Origin of the sequence: Mesobaculum littorinae (genome assembly GCF_004011175.1) — a bacterium.
GTDB lineage: Bacteria > Pseudomonadota > Alphaproteobacteria > Rhodobacterales > Rhodobacteraceae > Tranquillimonas > Tranquillimonas littorinae.
Map to the genome: position 1 here is coordinate 81,684 of NZ_RQXX01000008.1, position 16,140 is coordinate 97,823.

General features: G+C 67.7%; 17 protein-coding genes. 7 read left to right on the forward strand and 10 right to left on the reverse strand.

What is annotated here, in order from left to right; genetic code table 11:
- Positions 1-34: 34 nt before the first annotated feature.
- From EKE94_RS17020 to EKE94_RS17050, 7 genes are all read right to left on the reverse strand, one after another.
- Positions 35-2,329, reverse strand: coding sequence for an FdhF/YdeP family oxidoreductase (locus EKE94_RS17020; RefSeq protein WP_127907833.1), 2,295 nt, complete (start codon positions 2,327-2,329; stop codon positions 35-37).
- Positions 2,330-2,389: 60 nt separating this feature from the next.
- Complete coding sequence (locus EKE94_RS17025) at positions 2,390-2,725, reverse strand: cytochrome o ubiquinol oxidase subunit IV (RefSeq protein ID WP_127907834.1); 336 nt, start codon at positions 2,723-2,725, stop codon at positions 2,390-2,392.
- Positions 2,722-3,354 (reverse strand): cytochrome c oxidase subunit 3, encoded by a 633-nt coding sequence (locus tag EKE94_RS17030; protein ID WP_127907835.1) that lies wholly within the window; start codon positions 3,352-3,354, stop codon positions 2,722-2,724. Before EKE94_RS17030 ends, EKE94_RS17025 begins: the two co-directional genes overlap by 4 nt.
- Positions 3,351-5,426, reverse strand: coding sequence for a cbb3-type cytochrome c oxidase subunit I (locus EKE94_RS17035; protein ID WP_127907836.1), 2,076 nt, complete (start codon positions 5,424-5,426; stop codon positions 3,351-3,353). The genes EKE94_RS17030 and EKE94_RS17035 overlap by 4 nt, the downstream gene beginning before the upstream one ends.
- On the reverse strand, positions 5,423-6,250 hold the full coding sequence (locus EKE94_RS17040) for a cytochrome c oxidase subunit II (RefSeq protein WP_206615109.1): 828 nt from the start codon (positions 6,248-6,250) through the stop codon (positions 5,423-5,425). Before EKE94_RS17040 ends, EKE94_RS17035 begins: the two co-directional genes overlap by 4 nt.
- Positions 6,251-6,486: 236 nt before the next feature.
- A complete protein-coding gene (locus EKE94_RS17045; protein ID WP_127907837.1) occupies positions 6,487-7,467 on the reverse strand; it encodes a YihY/virulence factor BrkB family protein in 981 nt (326 codons plus the stop codon).
- Between the two features lie 300 nt (positions 7,468-7,767).
- Positions 7,768-8,937, reverse strand: a complete 1,170-nt coding sequence (locus tag EKE94_RS17050; RefSeq protein ID WP_127907838.1) for a MalY/PatB family protein — start codon at positions 8,935-8,937, stop codon at positions 7,768-7,770.
- 99 nt (positions 8,938-9,036) lie between these two features.
- Here EKE94_RS17050 and def (EKE94_RS17055) point away from each other — a divergent pair, with 99 nt between their 5' ends.
- The 5 genes from def (EKE94_RS17055) to fmt are packed head-to-tail and all read left to right on the forward strand — an operon-like array spanning position 9,037 to position 11,923.
- Positions 9,037-9,558: a peptide deformylase gene (def, locus tag EKE94_RS17055; RefSeq protein ID WP_127907839.1), complete on the forward strand. Its 522-nt coding sequence runs from the start codon at positions 9,037-9,039 to the stop codon at positions 9,556-9,558.
- Positions 9,558-10,016 (forward strand): hypothetical protein, encoded by a 459-nt coding sequence (locus EKE94_RS17060; RefSeq protein WP_127907840.1) that lies wholly within the window; start codon positions 9,558-9,560, stop codon positions 10,014-10,016. The genes def (EKE94_RS17055) and EKE94_RS17060 overlap by 1 nt, the downstream gene beginning before the upstream one ends.
- Entirely contained in the window at positions 10,016-10,516 is a 501-nt protein-coding gene (gene def, locus EKE94_RS17065) for a peptide deformylase (RefSeq protein ID WP_127907841.1), read from the forward strand. The genes EKE94_RS17060 and def (EKE94_RS17065) overlap by 1 nt, the downstream gene beginning before the upstream one ends.
- Positions 10,513-11,007 carry a peptide deformylase gene (gene def, locus EKE94_RS17070; protein ID WP_127907842.1) on the forward strand — a complete coding sequence of 165 codons (495 nt, stop codon included), beginning with the start codon at positions 10,513-10,515 and terminating at the stop codon, positions 11,005-11,007. Before def (EKE94_RS17065) ends, def (EKE94_RS17070) begins: the two co-directional genes overlap by 4 nt.
- Before the next feature lie 4 nt (positions 11,008-11,011).
- Positions 11,012-11,923 carry a methionyl-tRNA formyltransferase gene (fmt, locus tag EKE94_RS17075; RefSeq protein ID WP_127907843.1) on the forward strand — a complete coding sequence of 304 codons (912 nt, stop codon included), beginning with the start codon at positions 11,012-11,014 and terminating at the stop codon, positions 11,921-11,923.
- Between the two features lie 287 nt (positions 11,924-12,210).
- Here fmt and EKE94_RS17080 read toward each other — a convergent pair whose 3' ends face one another.
- Both EKE94_RS17080 and pyk read right to left on the reverse strand, forming a co-directional pair.
- Complete coding sequence (locus EKE94_RS17080) at positions 12,211-12,435, reverse strand: hypothetical protein (RefSeq protein WP_235856080.1); 225 nt, start codon at positions 12,433-12,435, stop codon at positions 12,211-12,213.
- A 40-nt stretch (positions 12,436-12,475) separates the two neighbouring features.
- The gene (gene pyk / locus EKE94_RS17085; protein WP_127907844.1) at positions 12,476-13,921 is read right to left on the reverse strand and encodes a pyruvate kinase; all 1,446 of its coding nucleotides are present in this window, start codon (positions 13,919-13,921) and stop codon (positions 12,476-12,478) included.
- A gap of 135 nt (positions 13,922-14,056) precedes the next feature.
- Here pyk and EKE94_RS17090 point away from each other — a divergent pair, with 135 nt between their 5' ends.
- Together EKE94_RS17090 and EKE94_RS17095 are read left to right on the forward strand one after the other, a co-directional pair.
- The gene (locus EKE94_RS17090; protein ID WP_127907845.1) at positions 14,057-14,797 is read left to right on the forward strand and encodes an N-formylglutamate amidohydrolase; all 741 of its coding nucleotides are present in this window, start codon (positions 14,057-14,059) and stop codon (positions 14,795-14,797) included.
- Between the two features lie 17 nt (positions 14,798-14,814).
- Positions 14,815-15,105 carry a DUF1244 domain-containing protein gene (locus EKE94_RS17095; protein ID WP_127907846.1) on the forward strand — a complete coding sequence of 97 codons (291 nt, stop codon included), beginning with the start codon at positions 14,815-14,817 and terminating at the stop codon, positions 15,103-15,105.
- Positions 15,106-15,283: 178 nt separating this feature from the next.
- On the opposite strand, the gene EKE94_RS17100 is transcribed toward EKE94_RS17095, so the two are convergent.
- Positions 15,284-16,138 carry a D-amino-acid transaminase gene (locus EKE94_RS17100; RefSeq protein WP_127907847.1) on the reverse strand — a complete coding sequence of 285 codons (855 nt, stop codon included), beginning with the start codon at positions 16,136-16,138 and terminating at the stop codon, positions 15,284-15,286.
- Positions 16,139-16,140: the final 2 nt, after the last annotated feature.

Below are 16,140 nucleotides of genomic sequence, written 5' to 3' on the forward strand. Positions count from 1 at the left end.
CCTGAGACGGGCGGCCAGGCCGCCCGCCCCGGCATCAGCTTTGTGCGAGCCCGTCGCGTTCGATCCGCACCGGCACGGATTTCGAGGCGGGGGTCTTCGACAATTCGTCGTGGTGGCTGATGGCGATCAGCACGTTGCATTCGGGGTAGTAGGACCCCACCGTGCCGCGCGGCAGATCGAAGGGGATGACCGACAGGCCGCCAAGGCGCCTGTCTTCACCGTCGTCGTAATCCGACACCATCGCGACCTTGTCACCCTTGATCAGGTTCAGCTCGGCCATGTCCATCTGGTTCATCAAAAGCACGTCGCGCGTGCCCTCGATCCCGCGGAACCGGTCGGAGTAGCCGTAGATCGTGGTGTTGAACTGGTCGTTCGACCGCATGGTGATCAGCCGGTAACGCCCGTCCTTTTCGCCGTAGCCCAGCGAGGTCAGTTGCGGCGGCGTCGTGATCTCGGCCTTGCCGCTTTCGGTCTTCCAGATCCGGTCGCGCGCCGGCACGCCACGCCAGAACCCGCCGGGTTCGAACATCCGCTCGTTGAAGTCGCGGAAATCGTCCGGGTAGGTCGCCTCGATCAGGTCGCGGACCAGACCGTAATCGCCGATCCAGTCGTCCCACCTGACCTTTGGGTTCGGCGGCAGCGACGCCTTGCCGATCCGCGCCACGATCTCGAGTTCGCTCTTCAGCTTGGGCGAGGCGGGCGTGCGCTTGCCGGTCGAGCCATGGATGTGGGAAAAGCTGTCCTCTACCGTGATCACCTGGTTGCCGGTCGCCTGTTCGTCGATCTCGGCGCGTGACAGGCAGGGCAGGATATAGGCGTCCCGCCCCGGGAACAGGTGGCTGCGGTTGAGCTTGGTCGAGATCATGACCGTCAGTTCCTGCCTTGCCCAGGCGGCCTCCATCCGCTTCTGGTCCGGCACGGCACGGGCGAGGTTGCCGCCCAGCGACACGAACCCCTTGATCCGACCGTCGATCAGACCCTCGACCGCGTCGACGATGTGGGTGCCGTCCTCTTGCGGGGGCTCGAAGCCGAAAAGCTCGCGCAGCTTGTCCATCGGCACAAGGCCAGCCTTTTCGGCGATGCCCACGGTGCGCTGCCCCTGCACGTTGGAATGGCCGCGGATCGGGCAGACGCCGGCGCCGGTCTTGCCGATATTGCCGCGCAGGCACAGGAAGTTGACCAGCATCGCGATGTTCAGCGCCCCGTGCGCATGCTGCGTCAGACCCATGCCGTAGACGCCGATGACGCGGTCATGCTCCATGTAGACCGCCGCCGCGGCGCGCAGATCGGCCTCGGCCAGACCCGAGTGATGTTCGATGTCGGACCAGTGGGTCCGGCGCGCGAAGTCGATGAAGGTGTCGAAGCCGGTGGTGTGCTCGGCGATGAAGTCGTGGTCGATCACCAGCTCGCCGCCGGTGCGCGCGGCCTCGTCGTCGACCTCGATCACCGCCTTGCACATACCCAGGATCGCCGCCACGTCGCCGCCCGCGCGGACCTGGTGATACTGGTCCGAGATCACGGTTTCGCGGCCCGTCGCCATGTCGACCGGGCTTTGCGGGTTCACGAAGGAAATCAGGCCCTGTTCGCGCACCGGGTTGAAGGTGACGATCTTGCCGCCGCGGTCCTTGAGCTCTTTCAGCCAGTGCAGGAAACGGGGCGAGTTGGTGCCGGGGTTCTGGCCGAAGAAGAAATAGCAGTCCGTCGCGTCGATATCGTCCCAGATCACCGTGCCGACGGGCGAGCCGATCACCTTCTTCAGGCCCACGCTCGTCGTCTCATGGCACATGTTCGAGCTTTGCGGCAGATTGTTGGTGCCGTGCAGCCTGGCCAGCAGCGCATAGAGGTACGATGCCTCAAGTCCCGCATGGCCCGAGGAATAGAACACCACGTCGTCGGCGGGCAGGCGGTTCAGCGTGGCGGCGATGCCCTGGAACGCCTCGTCCCACGTCACCTCGACATAACGGTCGGTGGCGGCGTCGTAGCGCATCGGCGCCGTCAGGCGGCCGGTCGATTCCAGTTCGTGATCGGTCCAGTCCTTGAGGCTTTCGACCGTGTGATGCTCCCAGAACTCGGGCGTGCAGCGGTCGCGCGTCTGCTCCCACAGCGTCGCCTTGGCGCCGTTTTCGCAGAACTCGAACGGCTTGTAGTTCGCGGGCTTGGGAAAGGCGCAGGACGAGCACATGAAGCCACCGGGCTTGTTCTGGCGCCGCAGCGTGTCGAAGGCCGCCGGGTCGGCGTGGCTTTCGGCATGGATGCGCTTGATCCCCTTCATCGACCCCCATCCGCCGGAGGGGCCCGATTTCTTCGGCAGATCCTTGATGTCGGTCATGGCTGGCCCCTTCCTTCGCGAATGCCTCTGGCACCGAACGACGCGAGGCGGCGAAAGGTTCTACATCCGGGTGTGCTGATCGAAGAGAATCCAGATCGTGCCGCCCACCATCAGCCCGACGATGAGCGCGGTGAAGAGGATCAGCTGAAGGTCGTCGCGGTGCGATTTCTGCAGGTCGATATGCAGGAAATAGCGGAACTGCACCACGATCTGCGCCAGCGCCAGAAGGCCGAGAACGACCAGCGCCCCCTGCCCCGCGACCAGCCGCAGGGCCACCGCGCCGAAGGCGGCGAGGGTGAGGGCCAGCGACAGGACCCCGCCCGTGACGTAGCGGCGGAACTCGCGGGCCGGGCGGTCCGCCTCGCTTTCGGGTATCCCCTCGGGGCGGTCGGTCATCGCACGGCTCCGTAAAGGAAGACGAAGGTGAAGATGCCGATCCAGACGATGTCCAGCATGTGCCAGAACAGCGCCAGCCGCATCAGCCGCAGCTTGACCTCGCGGATCAGGCCGAACCAGCCGATCTGCACGGCGATGACGGCCATCCACAGAAGCCCCGCCGCCACGTGCAGCCCGTGCGTGGCCGTCAGCAGGTAATGCGCCGACAGAAAGCCCGAGCGTTGCGGCGGCGCGTCGTCCTGCGTGATCCAGACGTGGACATCATGCACCTCCCACCCAACGAAGACGGCGCCCAGCACGAAGGTCAGCGCCAGCCATGCCACCAGCCGCGTCCGCCCCTCGCGATACTTCAGCGCGAGGCTGGCCATCCCGAAGGTGAAGGACGAGCCGAGCAGCAGCAGGGTTTCGGCAAGGGCGCTTCCCAGGTCGACCAGGTCCAGCGGCGCGGGCCCCCCGGCCTGTCCATGCGTGCTCATCGTCGCGTAGGTCGCGAAGAGGATGGCGAAGAGCACCATGTCGCTCATCAGGAAGACCCAGAAGCCGAAGACGACCTCTTCGGCGGCGTCGTGTCCGCCCGCGTCGGTCTGGCCCAGGTTGAGCCCCGGGTGCCGGGTGTCCGCCCCGCTCATGCGCCGTGCTCCGCCAGCCCGTCGTTGCGGGGGTCCGTCTCGCCGGCACGCGACACGGGAACGGTGCGGCGCAGCCTGTCCAGCCACGCGGCGTGCGACGCGCGCAGGGTCGCGGCGGGGATGCGCCGTTTCGTGTCCAGAACGAAGCTTCGCGCGATCACCGCGCCCCACCCCGCAGCCAGCCCGAGCACCGCCAGCCACCAGATGTGCCAGGTGACGGCAAAGCCCGTGGCCACGGAGGCCACACAGATCACCGGCGCCACGGCGGAGTTGGCGGGCATCTCGATATCCTCGATATCGTCGGGCATCTCGTAGGCGCGGCCCTCGCGCTTCATCACGGTGAAGGCATCCCCCGAAGCGACCTTCGGGATCACGGTAAAGTTCCACTCGGGCGGCGGCGCGGGGCAGGCCCATTCCAGCGTCCGCCCGTCCCACGGATCGCCCACGGGCACCGCGAGTTCCTTCCGCCTGCGGATCGAGACGAAAAGCTGCATCGCAAGGCAGAAGACCCCGCCGAGAACCAGCACCGCCCCCAGAAGCGCCACCGCCAACCATGGGCCGTACTCGGGCCGGGCCCATTGCGACGTGCGTCGCATCGCGCCCATCAGGCCCAGCGCGTAGAGCGGCATGAAGGCGAGGTAAAAGCCTGCGACCCAGCAGACGAACCCGGCCACGCCCCAGCCTTCGTGCAGCCGAAAGCCGAAGGCCTTGGGAAACCACACCTGCACCGCGGCGATCATCCCGAAAAGCAGCCCCGGGATCAGCATGTTGTGGAAATGCGCGACGAGGAACAGCGAGTTGTGGACCGAAAAGTCGATGGTCGGGTTGGCCAGCAAAATGCCCGTAAGCCCGCCCAGCACGAAGGTGACAAGGAAGGTCACGGCAAACAGCATCGGCGTCGTCAGCCGGATGCGCCCGCGCACCATGGTCATCAGCCACTCGTAGACCTTGACGCCGGTGGGGATGCCGATGGTCATGGTTGCGATGCCGAAGACCGCGTTGATGTTGGCCGACTGTCCCATGGTGAAGAAGTGGTGCAGCCAGACGGTGAAGCTGAGCACCGCGATGCACATCGTGGCGAAGACCAGCGCCCGGTAGCCGTAAAGCGTCTTGCCGGAAAACGTCGCGAAGACCTCGGAATAGACGCCGAAAGCCGGCAGGATCAGGATGTAGACCTCCGGGTGGCCGAACAGCCAGAACAGGTTGGCATAGTTCATCATGTTGCCGCCGGCGTCGTTGGTGAAGAAGTGGAACCCGGCATAGCGGTCGAGCGCCAGCATCACCGTCGCCGCGGTCAGCGGGGCCATGGCGAAGATCATCAGGATCGAGGTGCACAGCGTCGTCCAGCAGAACAGCGGCATCCGAAAAAGCGTCATGCCCGGGCAGCGCTTCTTGTAGATCGTCACAGCGAAGTTCAGACCCGACAGGGTCGAGCCCAGGGACGACAGCGTGACCGCCCAGATCCAGTAGTCCACCCCCTCGCCCATGCTGTAGGCAAGCTCGGTATAGGTGGCGTAACCCGACCACCCACCGGTCGAGAAGCGGCCGATCACCAGCGACACCATGACCAGCGCCGCCCCCGCCGCCGTCAGCGCCAGCGAGATCGCATTGAGCAGCGGAAAGCTCACGTCGCGGGCGCCGATCTGCAGCGGCATCACGTAGTTGATGATCCCCGTCAGCAGCGGCATCGCCATGAAGAAGATCATGATCGTGCCGTGGGTGCTGAAAAGCTGCGCGAAATGCTCAGGCGAGAGCGGGCCGCCCTGCCCCACCGCGACGAGCTGGTGCAGACGCATCAGCGCCGCCTCGATCACCGCGCGCAGCAGCATCACCAGCGACAGCACGATGTACATGATCCCGATCTTCTTGTGATCGAGGCTGGTCAGCCACCCCGACCAGAGCGGGCGCCACAGGCGGAAGACGCTCAGCAGGACCACCGCCGCCAGCGCTCCCGTCACCGCCAATCCGCCCGCCGCCGCGCCGATCAGTTCGCTGGCCGACGGGTCCCGCCAGGCCCGCACGAAGACGATCGCCTGCCAGTCGAGTGCGCCCAGCACCGCATCAAGGCTCACTGTCCCGCCCCCCCGTGGTGGCTGCCGGTCCCCAGCGTCGTGTCGACGACACGACCGAAGAGACCGGGCGGATAGGCTGAATAGACGGCCGGATCGGCGGTGGCGCGGGTATCGAGCGACTGCCACACCTCGGGCGTCAGCGGCGGCGCGTCGGCGCGGGTGCGCGCGAGCCAGGCGTCGAACGCGTCGGGCGCCATCGCCGTCATCTCGAACTTCTGCTGGGCAAAGCCTTCGCCGTTGTATTGCGTGTTCTGGCCACGGAAGACGCCCGGCGCGTCGGCCTGCAGGTTAAGCTCGGTCACCATGCCGCCCATCGCGTAGATCTGCCCCCCCAGCCTCGGGACCACGAAGGACTGCATGACCGTCGCGCTGGTCAGAACGAAGCGCAGGGGCCGGCCCGCGGGCACGGTCAGGGTGTTGACGCTGGCGACCCCCTCTTCGGGGTAGAGGAACAGGAATTTCCAGTCCATCGCCACGACCTCGACCGTCATCGGATCGGGGCCGAGCGGCATGTAGGGATCCAGCCTGATCGTCTGGCGCCAGAGCATCACGCCCAGCGCCACGACGATGACGACGGGCACGGCCCAGAACACGGTTTCCAGCAGGCGCTGCGATTCCCATTCCGGCGCATAGCGCCCGCGCCCCCGGCCATACCGATAGCGCCAGAGCACGAATGGCAACGCGACGAAGATCGGCAGGATCGCCACCGCCATCCAGCCGAGGATATAGAAGAAATGCGCTCTCTGCGCCTCGGCCACCGGACCTGCGGCAAAGAAGATCCCGTCGCGCGCGTCGCCGCAGGCGGCAAGCATCAGGGGCAGCAAGACAGGCAGATGCCGGATCCGCGGGACCCTGGCGGCGCAGACACTTCGCGTGCCCGTGACGCCGCCGCGCCCAGTCCCTGCCATCTGCGCCCGTCTCATCCCGTCCGCGCCCCGTGCCTGCACCATGCGTCCCCCGCCGTCGCGGACCCGGAGCCCGGCGGCGCGCCCCAAGCTGTCGCAGATGGGGCAGCGCCGGGCAACCTTTGCCCCACGGGCAACGATGTCGGTGAGCGGGTCTAGAACCCGCGCTGTTCGGGGCTGCCGTCGCCCGCGACCCGATCGGCCTGCACGGCGCCACGCTCGCCCATCGGCTCTTCTGGGCCGGTCGTGCTGTCGCGCGCGGTCTGGTGTTCGATTTCCGAGTTCAGCTCGGCCCCAAGCAGGACGATGAAAGCGGAAAGCCACAGCCATGTCAGCAGCACGATCACCCCGCCCAGCGTGCCGTAGGTTTCGTTGTAGCTGCCGAAGTTCGTCGCATAGATGGTGAAAAGCAGCGTGCCTGCGATCCACACGACCGTCGCCAGCACCGACCCGGGGTTGATCCAGCGCCAGCGCGCGTTGCTGCGGCAGGGCCCGAACCGGTAGAGCACGTTGAGCCCGAGGATCACGAAGACTGCCAGCACCGGCCAACGCAGCCACGAGACAAGCTGTTCGATCCAGTTCGGCGCGGGAAAAAATGCAAAGGCCGCGGGGATCGCGAGGGCAACCAGCAGCGCGATGATGAGCCCAAGGATCAGGAACAGCGTCAGCGCCAGAGAGATCAGCGTCAGGACGACGATATTGCGCTGTTCGTCCTCCTCATAGGCGATGTTCATGCCCTCCATCAGCGTCTTCACACCCTTCGAGGCACCGTAGATCGCCAGTACGAGGCCGATCAGCATCGCGAGCCCCTTGCCGGCCCCGTCCCCGCCGGCCACCTGCGTGGCCTGAGAGGTTATGATCTCGGCCGCGTTCTGGGGCAGCATCCCCGCCAGCATGGTCAGCTGCTCTTCGATCATCGCGGGGTCGAGCACCAGAGCTGCGAGCGAGATCAGCGCGGTGATCGCGGGAAAGATCGCGAGCAGGCCGAAGAAGGCGACGCCCGCCGCGACGACCGACACGTGGTCGTCGCCGATATGGGTCCAGACCCGCTTTAGGATATCCATCCACCCCGCCTTGGGAATGGCCGTGGGAGCGGTGGCATCGGCCCCCGGCGGGCGGGGTCGGGTCTCGGGCATGGGTATCCTCGCCAGTTGGTTTCGGGTCTTTTCCACTAGGGCATTACTGGGCAAACCTGCCGGCGGCACCGCGGTTCCAGCGTCCGGCAGCATTCCGCGCCCCGTGGCCCTCTGGACGCGTCGCGGCGCCGGGGCGTGCAGTGCACAGGCCCGCCCGACCGCATCGCGGACGTGCGGCAGGCCCGGCCGGCGCCCATCACACCGGGCCCCCATCACTTCGGGCCCTGCCTGACGCCACACCGACCGCACCGCCGGCGGCCTGCCCTCCGGTCGGCGCGGGGGCCGCCCCGGGGCCCGCGGCTATTGCAGATCGCGGAACGCGCGTTTCATCCGTCGCGCGGCCTCTTCGACGCGGGCGCGCGGGGTGGCGATGTTGAACCGCATGAACCCCGTGCCGCCCATACCGAAGGTCGAGCCGTGGTTGACCGCGATGCGCGCCTTGGCCTCGACCCGCCGGGCAAACTCGGCCTCCTCGAACCCCGCGCCACGGCCGTCGACCCATGCAAGGTAGGTCGCTTCGAGCGGCATCGAGGCAAGCCCCGGTATCGCCGCGATGGCCTCGTCGAAGATACGCCGGTTTTCCTCGAGATAGGGCATCAACGCATCGACCCACGCCGCGCCATCGGGACTGTAGGCAGCGGGCACCATGACCATGCCGAAGGAATTCGGAGACAGCCCCAGTGCCGACATCCGTCCGGCGACCCGCGCCCGCAGATCGGGGTTCTCGACGATGACGTTGCCGATATGCGCACCCGCGATGTTGAAGGTCTTGGTGGCCGCGGTCAGCATCACCAGGCGATCCTCGATCCCCTCGATCCGGGTCATCGCGGTGTGGCTCTGGCCGGGGAAGACCAGGTCGCAGTGAATCTCGTCGGAGACGATGATCAGGTCGTGGTCCCGGGCGAAGGCCGCAACCTGCTCCAGCTCGGCCCGGGTCCAGACCCGTCCGCCGGGATTGTGCGGCGAGCAGAGGATCAGCATCCGCTCATTCCCGGTCATCCGCGCCTCCCACGCGTCGAAGTCCATCTCGTAACGGCCGCCTTCGTTGGCGAGGGGCAGTTCGCGAATCTCCCGCCCCGCGGCGTGCAGGATGCGGTGGAAGGCGTGGTAGACGGGGGTCATCAGGACGACGGCATCGCCGGGATCGGTGAAGGCCTCGACGCAGACGGCGGTGCCGTTGACCAACCCGTGCGTGGTGAAGATCGCACCGTCCGAAGGCTCCCACCCATGGCGTTCGCGCATCCACCAGCGGATCGAGGCGCGATACGCGTCCTCGCCGCCGAAATACCCATAGACGCCCTGTTCGACGTAATCCGTCAGCGCATCGCGCACCGCCTGCGGCGGACGGAAATCCATGTCGGCCACCCACATCGCGATGCCGTCGTCGGGATCGACGCCGTAGATCGGCTCCATCAGGTCCCATTTTGCCGAATGCGTGCCGCGCCGGTCGATGAGCTCGTCGAAATCCATGGCCTCAAGCCTTTCTGTCTGCGTCAGCGCGAAGCTAACCTCCGACGCCCCGGACGCAAGGCGATTGCGCCCCGCGCATCGCCGATTTAAACAGCCTCCATGGCCCTCCGAGACATCCTGATCCACCCCGATCCCCGCCTGAAGACGCCCGCGAAGCCGGTCGAGACCATCGACGACGGCCTGCGCACGCTGGCACAGGACATGCTGCAGACCATGTACGCCGCCCCCGGCATCGGGCTGGCCGCGCCGCAGGTCGGGCAGCTGGTGCGGATGCTGGTGATGGACTGCGTCAAGGAAGAGGGCGTGCCGCCACGCCCGATGATCCTGATCAATCCCCGCATCACTTGGAGCTCGGACGCGCTGTCGACCTACGAGGAAGGCTGCCTGTCGATCCCCGAGCAATATGCCGACGTCGAGCGCCCCGCCGAGGTCGAGGTCGCGTGGACCACGATCGAGGGGACCGAGGCCTCGGAACGCTTCGACGGGCTCTGGTCCACCTGTGTCCAGCACGAGATCGACCACCTCGACGGCAAGCTCTTCATCGACTACCTCAAGCCGCTCAAGCGGCAGATGATCACCCGCAAGATGGTCAAGCTGAAACGCGAAAGAGCCCGCGCCTGATGGCGATGCTCGCCCCATACGCCCCGCGCGGCGTGGCGCAGGCGGGCACATGGGACGCAGGGTTGCTGACGCTCAAGGCCTACACGATCCGCGCCGCGGGCGCGCTTGCCCCCGACGAAACGGCGGCCAGCGACAGGCTGCGGCGCGACCTGCCCGGCGCCGCCCGGGCCGAGGGCGAGGCGCATGGCCCGGGCTTCGCGATCCTGCACGCGGGCGAGGACGGGCACTGGCTGATGGGGCACTGGTGGGCGCATGGCGACATGCTGTGCCAGCGCCTCTACCGGGCCGACCGGCCCGGTGCGGAGTTCATCGCGCAGGATGATCGCCCGCTTTTTGCCTGCGTCTGGGAACTGGTCCTGATCGCGCACGAACGCGCGGCGTGGGTCCGGCACATGCTGACCGAAACGCCCGCACCCGCCGCCTACCTGTCCGACCGCCTCGCCCCGGGAGAATACTGATGATCCGTCCGCTGCGCTTCTGGCCCGATCCGGTGCTGCAAACCCCTTGCCCGCCCGTGGACCCCGCCGATCCCGCCATAGCGGAGCTGGCGGCGGACATGATCGAGACGCTCTACCACGCGCAGGGGCGCGGGCTGGCGGCGCCGCAGGTGGGCGTCGCGGCGCGCGTCTTCGTCACCGACGTCACGTGGAAGGACGGCACGCCCGCGCCTCGGATCTTCCTCAACCCCCGGATCGTCGACCACGCCACCACGCTTGCGACTAACGACGAGGCCTGCCTGTCGATCCCCGGCATCGCGATCCCGGTGACCCGCCCCGATGAAATCGAGCTTGAGTGGCAGGATCCCGGCGGCGCGCTGCGGCGCGACCGGTTCACCGGGATGTCGGCGGTGATCATGCAGCACGAGCTCGACCACCTTGACGGGGTCGTGACTTTCGACCGGGTCGAGGCCGCCGACCGCGACGCCTACCTGCGCGCCTATGACGAGGCGCAGGTATGACCGCGCGCCCGTTCCTCATGTGGCCCGACCGGCGCCTGCGCACCGCCGCGGCGCCCGTCGCGGCCATCACCGACGAGATCCGCGTGCTCTGGGACGACATGATCGAGACGATGGACGCGATGCCGGGCGTGGGCCTTGCCGCCCCGCAGATCGGGGTGATGCAGGCGCTGGCCGTCGTCGATGCCTCGGACAAGCGCGGGCAGGCCGTGCGCATGGCCAACCCCGAGATCGTGCACGCCAGCATCGAACCGCGCGAGCACGAGGAAGCCTCGCCCAACCTGCCCGGCGTCTCGGCCCCGGTGACGCGGCCCCGGGCGGTCACGGTGCGGTTCCTGAACGCCGATGGCGCGGTCGAGGATCGCGATTTCGTGGGGCTCTGGGCCACCAGCGTGCAGCACCAGATCGACCATCTGGCCGGACGGATGTATTTCGACAGGCTCAGCCGCACCCGGCGCGACATGCTGCTGCGGCGGGCCGGCAAGAAGAGGTAACGCCATGCGCATCGTCTTCATGGGCACGCCCGATTTCTCTGTCCCCGCGCTGCGCGCCCTGCACGCGGCGGGGCATGAGATCGCCTGCGTCTACACCCAGCCGCCCCGCCCCGCGGGCCGCGGCAAGCGGGACCGCCCGACGCCGGTCCATGCCGCGGCCGACGCCCTGGGCCTGCCGGTGCGGCACCCGGTTTCGCTCAAGTCCGACGCGGACCGCGCGGCCTTTGCCGAGCTTGCGGCCGATATCGCCGTGGTCGTGGCCTATGGCCTGATCCTGCCGCAGCCTGTCCTGGACGCGCCGACGCGCGGGTGCCTGAACATCCACGCCTCGCTTCTGCCGCGCTGGCGCGGGGCGGCGCCCATCCACCGCGCGGTGATGGCTGGAGATGCCGAGACCGGCGTCGCCATCATGCAGATGGAGGCGGGGCTCGACACAGGGCCGGTGCTGCTGGAGCGGCGCACCGCGATCGGCGAGACCGAGACGACCGGCGACCTGCACGACCGCCTGTCGGCGATCGGGGCGGACGCCATCGTCGCGGGTCTGGACCGGATCGACACCCTCGCGCCCCGGCCGCAGCCCGAGGTGGGCGTGACCTATGCCGCCAAGATCGACAAGGCCGAGGCGCGGATCGACTGGACCCGACCCTCGGCCGATATCGACCGGCTGATCCGGGGCCTGTCGCCCTTTCCCGGCGCCTGGTGCGAGGTCTCGGGCGAGCGGCTGAAGCTGCTCTGTTCCCGCCGGGTGCCGGGCGCGGGCGCCCCGGGCGAGGTACTGGACGACGACCGGGGCGGTCTGGTCATCGCCTGCGGCGCAGGTGCGGTCGAACTGCTGCGCGTCCAGAAGGGCGGCGGCAAGCCGATGGACGCGCGCAGCTTCATGAACGGCACGGACCTGCCCGACCGCCTGGACTGACCCCCGCCGGCCCGCTTGTGCACGAACGCCCCGCCGTCCTGGCGACGCGGGGGCTGTCCTGGGGCCGCCCCCCGCGGGGGGACGCATTGACCGGGGTTTTCCGACGATCATCGACGCCGCCCCCGTGACGGACCGGGATTGCCCCCCCTTGCCGGAGTGGCAGGTTGGAACTGTCTGCAGGAAAATCGAATGCAGCGCTCCGACCGGCCAAGGCCGGGAAAACTGTGCTGCGGGAAGGCCCCCGTGGGCGGAGGCGACGGGTGCCGCCCCGCGTCATGACCGGCAGGCTACTGGATGAGGCGCGCGAAGACCCGGGTGAAGACGTCGGGCAGATCCGCGATCTCGTATCCCATCGGGTGCTGGGTGACCGCGTAGACGACGAAGGCGCCCCCCGCCACGGCCAGCACGGAGGCCAGCCGGGGCGCGCGCGATTCCGAGTAGGCCGAGATAAGCGAGGGGATGGCCAGGGCGATACAGATCACCCCGACCACCAAAGCCGTGTCAGGCAACAATGCCGCTACTCCGAAATCCAAACAAACCTATCGGCGCAGGCTATTCGGGATCGGTGCTGAAGATCAATCTTTCTTCGCAGGGCGCAACCCGCAGGATGTTCGTCGTGCCGGGCATGTTGAAGGGCACGCCTGCGGTGACGACCAGCTGGTCCTTCTCTTCGGCGAAGCCTTCGGCACGGGCCGCGCGGGCCGCGTTGACGACGGCCATCTTGAAGCGCCCGACCTCGCCGGTGATGACGCAGTGCATCCCCCAGGACAGGCAAAGCCGCCGCGCGGTTTCGACCAGCGGGGTCAGCGCGATGATCGGCACGTGCGGACGTTCGCGCCCGACCAGAAGAGCCGTGGTGCCGGAATGCGAAAAGCAGCAGATCGCCTTGATGTCCGTCGTCTCGGCGATCTCGCGCGCGGCCGAGACGATGGCATCGGCGACGGTGCGCTTGTTGCCGCCGCGGCTGGCGTCGATCACGTCGCGATAGGTGGGATCGCTTTCGACCTCCTGCGCGACGTTGTGCATGGTCTGCACCGCCTGGATCGGATAGCTGCCCGCGGCGCTTTCGGCCGACAGCATCACGGCGTCCGCGCCTTCGTAGATCGCGGCGGCGACGTCCGACACCTCGGCCCGGGTGGGCATCGGGCTTTCGATCATCGATTCCAGCATCTGCGTGGCGACGATCACCGGCTTGGCGGCGGCGCGGCACTTGCGCACCAGCCGCTTCTGGATCGGCGGCACGTTCTGGACGGGCAGCTCGACCCCCAGGTCGCCGCGGGCGACCATGATGCCGTCCGACACCTCGAGGATCGCATCGAAGCTTTTCACAGCGGCGGGCTTTTCGATCTTCGACAGCAGCGCGGCGCGGCCGCGGGCCAGCTTGCGTGCCTCTTCGACGTCTTCGGGCCGCTGCACGAAGCTGAGCGCCAGCCAGTCGACCCCCAGGTCGCAGACGAACTCCAGGTCCTTGCGGTCCTTTTCCGACAGCGCGGCCAAGGGCAGAACCACGTCGGGCACGTTCACGCCCTTGCGGTTCGAGATGGTGCCGCCGACGGTGACGACGCAATTGGCGTAATCCTCGCCACAATCCTCGACCTTGAGGCGGATCTTGCCGTCGTTGACCAGCAGGGTCGACCCCGCCTCGAGCGCTGCGAAGATCTCGGGGTGCGGCAGGCAGACCCGGGACACGTCGCCCGGCGCCTTGTCGAGGTCGAGCCGGAACGGCGCGCCCTCTTCCAGTTCCGCCGAATCGTCGGCGAAGGTGCCGACGCGCAGTTTCGGCCCCTGCAGGTCGGCGAGAATCGCGATCGGCCGGCCCAGATCCTTTTCGATCTGGCGGATGATGCGGTGGCGTTCGCCGATCTCGCCATGGTCCCCATGGCTCATATTAAGGCGAAACACGTCCGCGCCCGCTTCGAAAAGCGCGCGGATCGTATCGTAGTCATTCGATGCCGGCCCTAGGGTCGCGACGATTTTTACGTTCCGAAGCCGTCTCATCCACGTTGTCCTTGGTGATTTTCTGTTCGGTCCCGGGCGGGCATGGGCCTTATCCCCCAATTCACCGCGCGTCGCAACTGGCGCGGGACGGGGTCATTGCGTAAGGGGGGCGGGAAGCTGCGAAGTGACCAGGAAATGATCTATCAGCCTTTCTTCATCGACGGTGCCGATCGGCAGTCGCCCTGGCTTATCACCTGCGACCACGCATCGAACACTGTTCCCGACTTCGTGAACGGCGGCACGCTGGGCCTGTCCGAACCCGACATGACCCGCCACATCGCCTATGACGTGGGCGCCGCCGGTCTGGCCATGGCCCTAGGCGAGGTGCTGGGCGCGCCGGTCATCCGCTCGAACTTTTCCCGCCTCGTCATCGATCCCAACCGGGGCGAGGACGACCCGACTCAGATCATGAAGATCTACGATGGCTCGATCGTTCCGGCCAACCGGCACGTGACGCGCGACCAGATCGAGGAGCGCAAGGCGCGGCTTTACCGGCCCTATCACGAAGCGCTCGAGGCGATGGCGGTCGAGCGGGGCGACCCCACGATACTCGCCATCCACAGCTTCACCCCGCAGTTCGCGGGACGGCCGCCGCGTCCGTGGGAGGTGGCCGTGCTCTACGCCGCCGATACGCGGCTGGCCCGGCCGCTGATCGAGCGGCTGGAGGCGCCGGGCGATCTGTGCGTCGGCGACAACGAACCCTATTCCGGCCACCTGCCGGGCGATTCGATCGACCGGCACGCCCTGACGCAGGGCCGGCTGAACGCGCTTGTCGAGCTGCGCAACGACCTGATCGCCACGCCCGAGGCCCAGCGCGCCTGGGCGCTGCGGCTGGCGCCGATCCTTGACGCGGCGCTGGCCGAGGCCCACCCTTGAGCGAAAGGGAGAGCCACATGGACGACGCCACCCGCACCGAGCTAGAAGCAGCCGCCTTTCGCCGTCTGCGCGACCACCTGCGCGAACGGACGGACGTGCAGAACATCGACATGATGAACCTGGCTGGCTTCTGCCGAAACTGCCTGTCGCGCTGGTACCAGGAGGCCGCGGCCGAACGCGGGATCGAGATGACCAAGGACGAGGGGCGCGAGATCTTCTACGGCATGCCCTACGACGAATGGCGCGCGCGGCATCAGACCGAAGCTTCGGACGAAAGCCGCGCGGCCTTCGCAAAGTCGCACGGCTGAGATACCGGCGCCGCGGGATCGAGGCGGCCGTCGCGGATCGCGCTGACGCGCGGTGCCTTCGGCGAGAGTATTTTCAAAGAGAAGAAGAAGGCGCGGGCGCTTTGGACGCCCCAGGGGCGCACCGACCCTTTCGCGCGGACCGGCGGAGGAGCTTTCGCCCTGCCGCCGGTTGCCAGTGTCAGGAGGCGGCGCGGCGCATTTCCTCGATATAGATGTCGCGCAGGCGTTTCGCGATCGGGCCGGGGGCGCCAGCGCCCACCCGGGCGCCGTCGATTTCGACCACCGGCATCACGAAGGACGAGGCCGATGTCACGAAGGCCTCGTCGGCGGTGCGTGCCTCTTCAAGGGTGAAGGCGCGCTCCTCGACCTTCATCTGGGCCTCGCGGGCGAAACGCAGCACGGCTGTGCGGGTGATCCCCGGCAGGATCTCGTTGCCCAGCTGGCGGGTGACGATGGTGCCGTCCTTGACGATATAGGCGTTGTTCGAGGTGCCCTCGGTCACCTTGCCGTCGTCGACCATCCACGCGTCGTCGGCGCCCTCGGCCCTGGCCTTCATCTTGCCCATCGAGGCATAGAGCAGCTGCGTCGTCTTGATGTCGCAACGGTCCCAGCGCAGGTCGGGGATCGAGATCACCTTGATCCCGGTCTGCGCCTGAGGGTTCTCGGCAAGGCCCGGCTTGGCCTGGGTGAACATCACCACGGTCTGCGTGGCGTCCGCGGGGTAGTGGAAATCGCGGTCGGCGGCGCCGCGGGTGACCTGCAGGTAGATCAGGCCGTCGCCGATGTCGTTGCGCGCCACCAGTTCGCGGTGCGCCTCGAGAAAGGCATCGCGGTCCATCGGCATAGACATGCCGAGTTCCGAGAGCGAGCGGTCGAGGCGGGCGCAGTGGCCGTCGAAATCGATCAGCTTGCCGTCGAGGACGCTCGTCACCTCGTAGACGGCGTCGGCGAAGAGGAACCCGCGGTCGAAGACCGACACGCTGGCCTCCTCCTCGGGGACGAAATCACCGTTGACGTAGACGATGCGACTCATGG

Excerpts from the sequence above, each read along its gene's own strand:
- pyk (WP_127907844.1), bottom strand. The coding sequence starts at position 13,921 with ATGAGACGGCTTCGGAACGTAAAAATCGTCGCGACCCTAGGGCCGGCA.
- fmt (WP_127907843.1), top strand. The coding sequence starts at position 11,012 with ATGCGCATCGTCTTCATGGGCACGCCCGATTTCTCTGTCCCCGCGCTG.
- def (WP_127907839.1), top strand. The coding sequence starts at position 9,037 with ATGGCCCTCCGAGACATCCTGATCCACCCCGATCCCCGCCTGAAGACG.
- EKE94_RS17025 (WP_127907834.1), bottom strand. The coding sequence starts at position 2,725 with ATGACCGACCGCCCCGAGGGGATACCCGAAAGCGAGGCGGACCGCCCG.
- EKE94_RS17030 (WP_127907835.1), bottom strand. The coding sequence starts at position 3,354 with ATGAGCGGGGCGGACACCCGGCACCCGGGGCTCAACCTGGGCCAGACC.
- EKE94_RS17095 (WP_127907846.1), top strand. The coding sequence starts at position 14,815 with ATGGACGACGCCACCCGCACCGAGCTAGAAGCAGCCGCCTTTCGCCGT.
- EKE94_RS17045 (WP_127907837.1), bottom strand. The coding sequence starts at position 7,467 with ATGCCCGAGACCCGACCCCGCCCGCCGGGGGCCGATGCCACCGCTCCC.
- EKE94_RS17100 (WP_127907847.1), bottom strand. The coding sequence starts at position 16,138 with ATGAGTCGCATCGTCTACGTCAACGGTGATTTCGTCCCCGAGGAGGAG.
- EKE94_RS17090 (WP_127907845.1), top strand. The coding sequence starts at position 14,057 with ATGATCTATCAGCCTTTCTTCATCGACGGTGCCGATCGGCAGTCGCCC.
- def (WP_127907842.1), top strand. The coding sequence starts at position 10,513 with ATGACCGCGCGCCCGTTCCTCATGTGGCCCGACCGGCGCCTGCGCACC.
- EKE94_RS17050 (WP_127907838.1), bottom strand. The coding sequence starts at position 8,937 with ATGGATTTCGACGAGCTCATCGACCGGCGCGGCACGCATTCGGCAAAA.
- EKE94_RS17020 (WP_127907833.1), bottom strand. The coding sequence starts at position 2,329 with ATGACCGACATCAAGGATCTGCCGAAGAAATCGGGCCCCTCCGGCGGA.
- def (WP_127907841.1), top strand. The coding sequence starts at position 10,016 with ATGATCCGTCCGCTGCGCTTCTGGCCCGATCCGGTGCTGCAAACCCCT.
- EKE94_RS17060 (WP_127907840.1), top strand. The coding sequence starts at position 9,558 with ATGGCGATGCTCGCCCCATACGCCCCGCGCGGCGTGGCGCAGGCGGGC.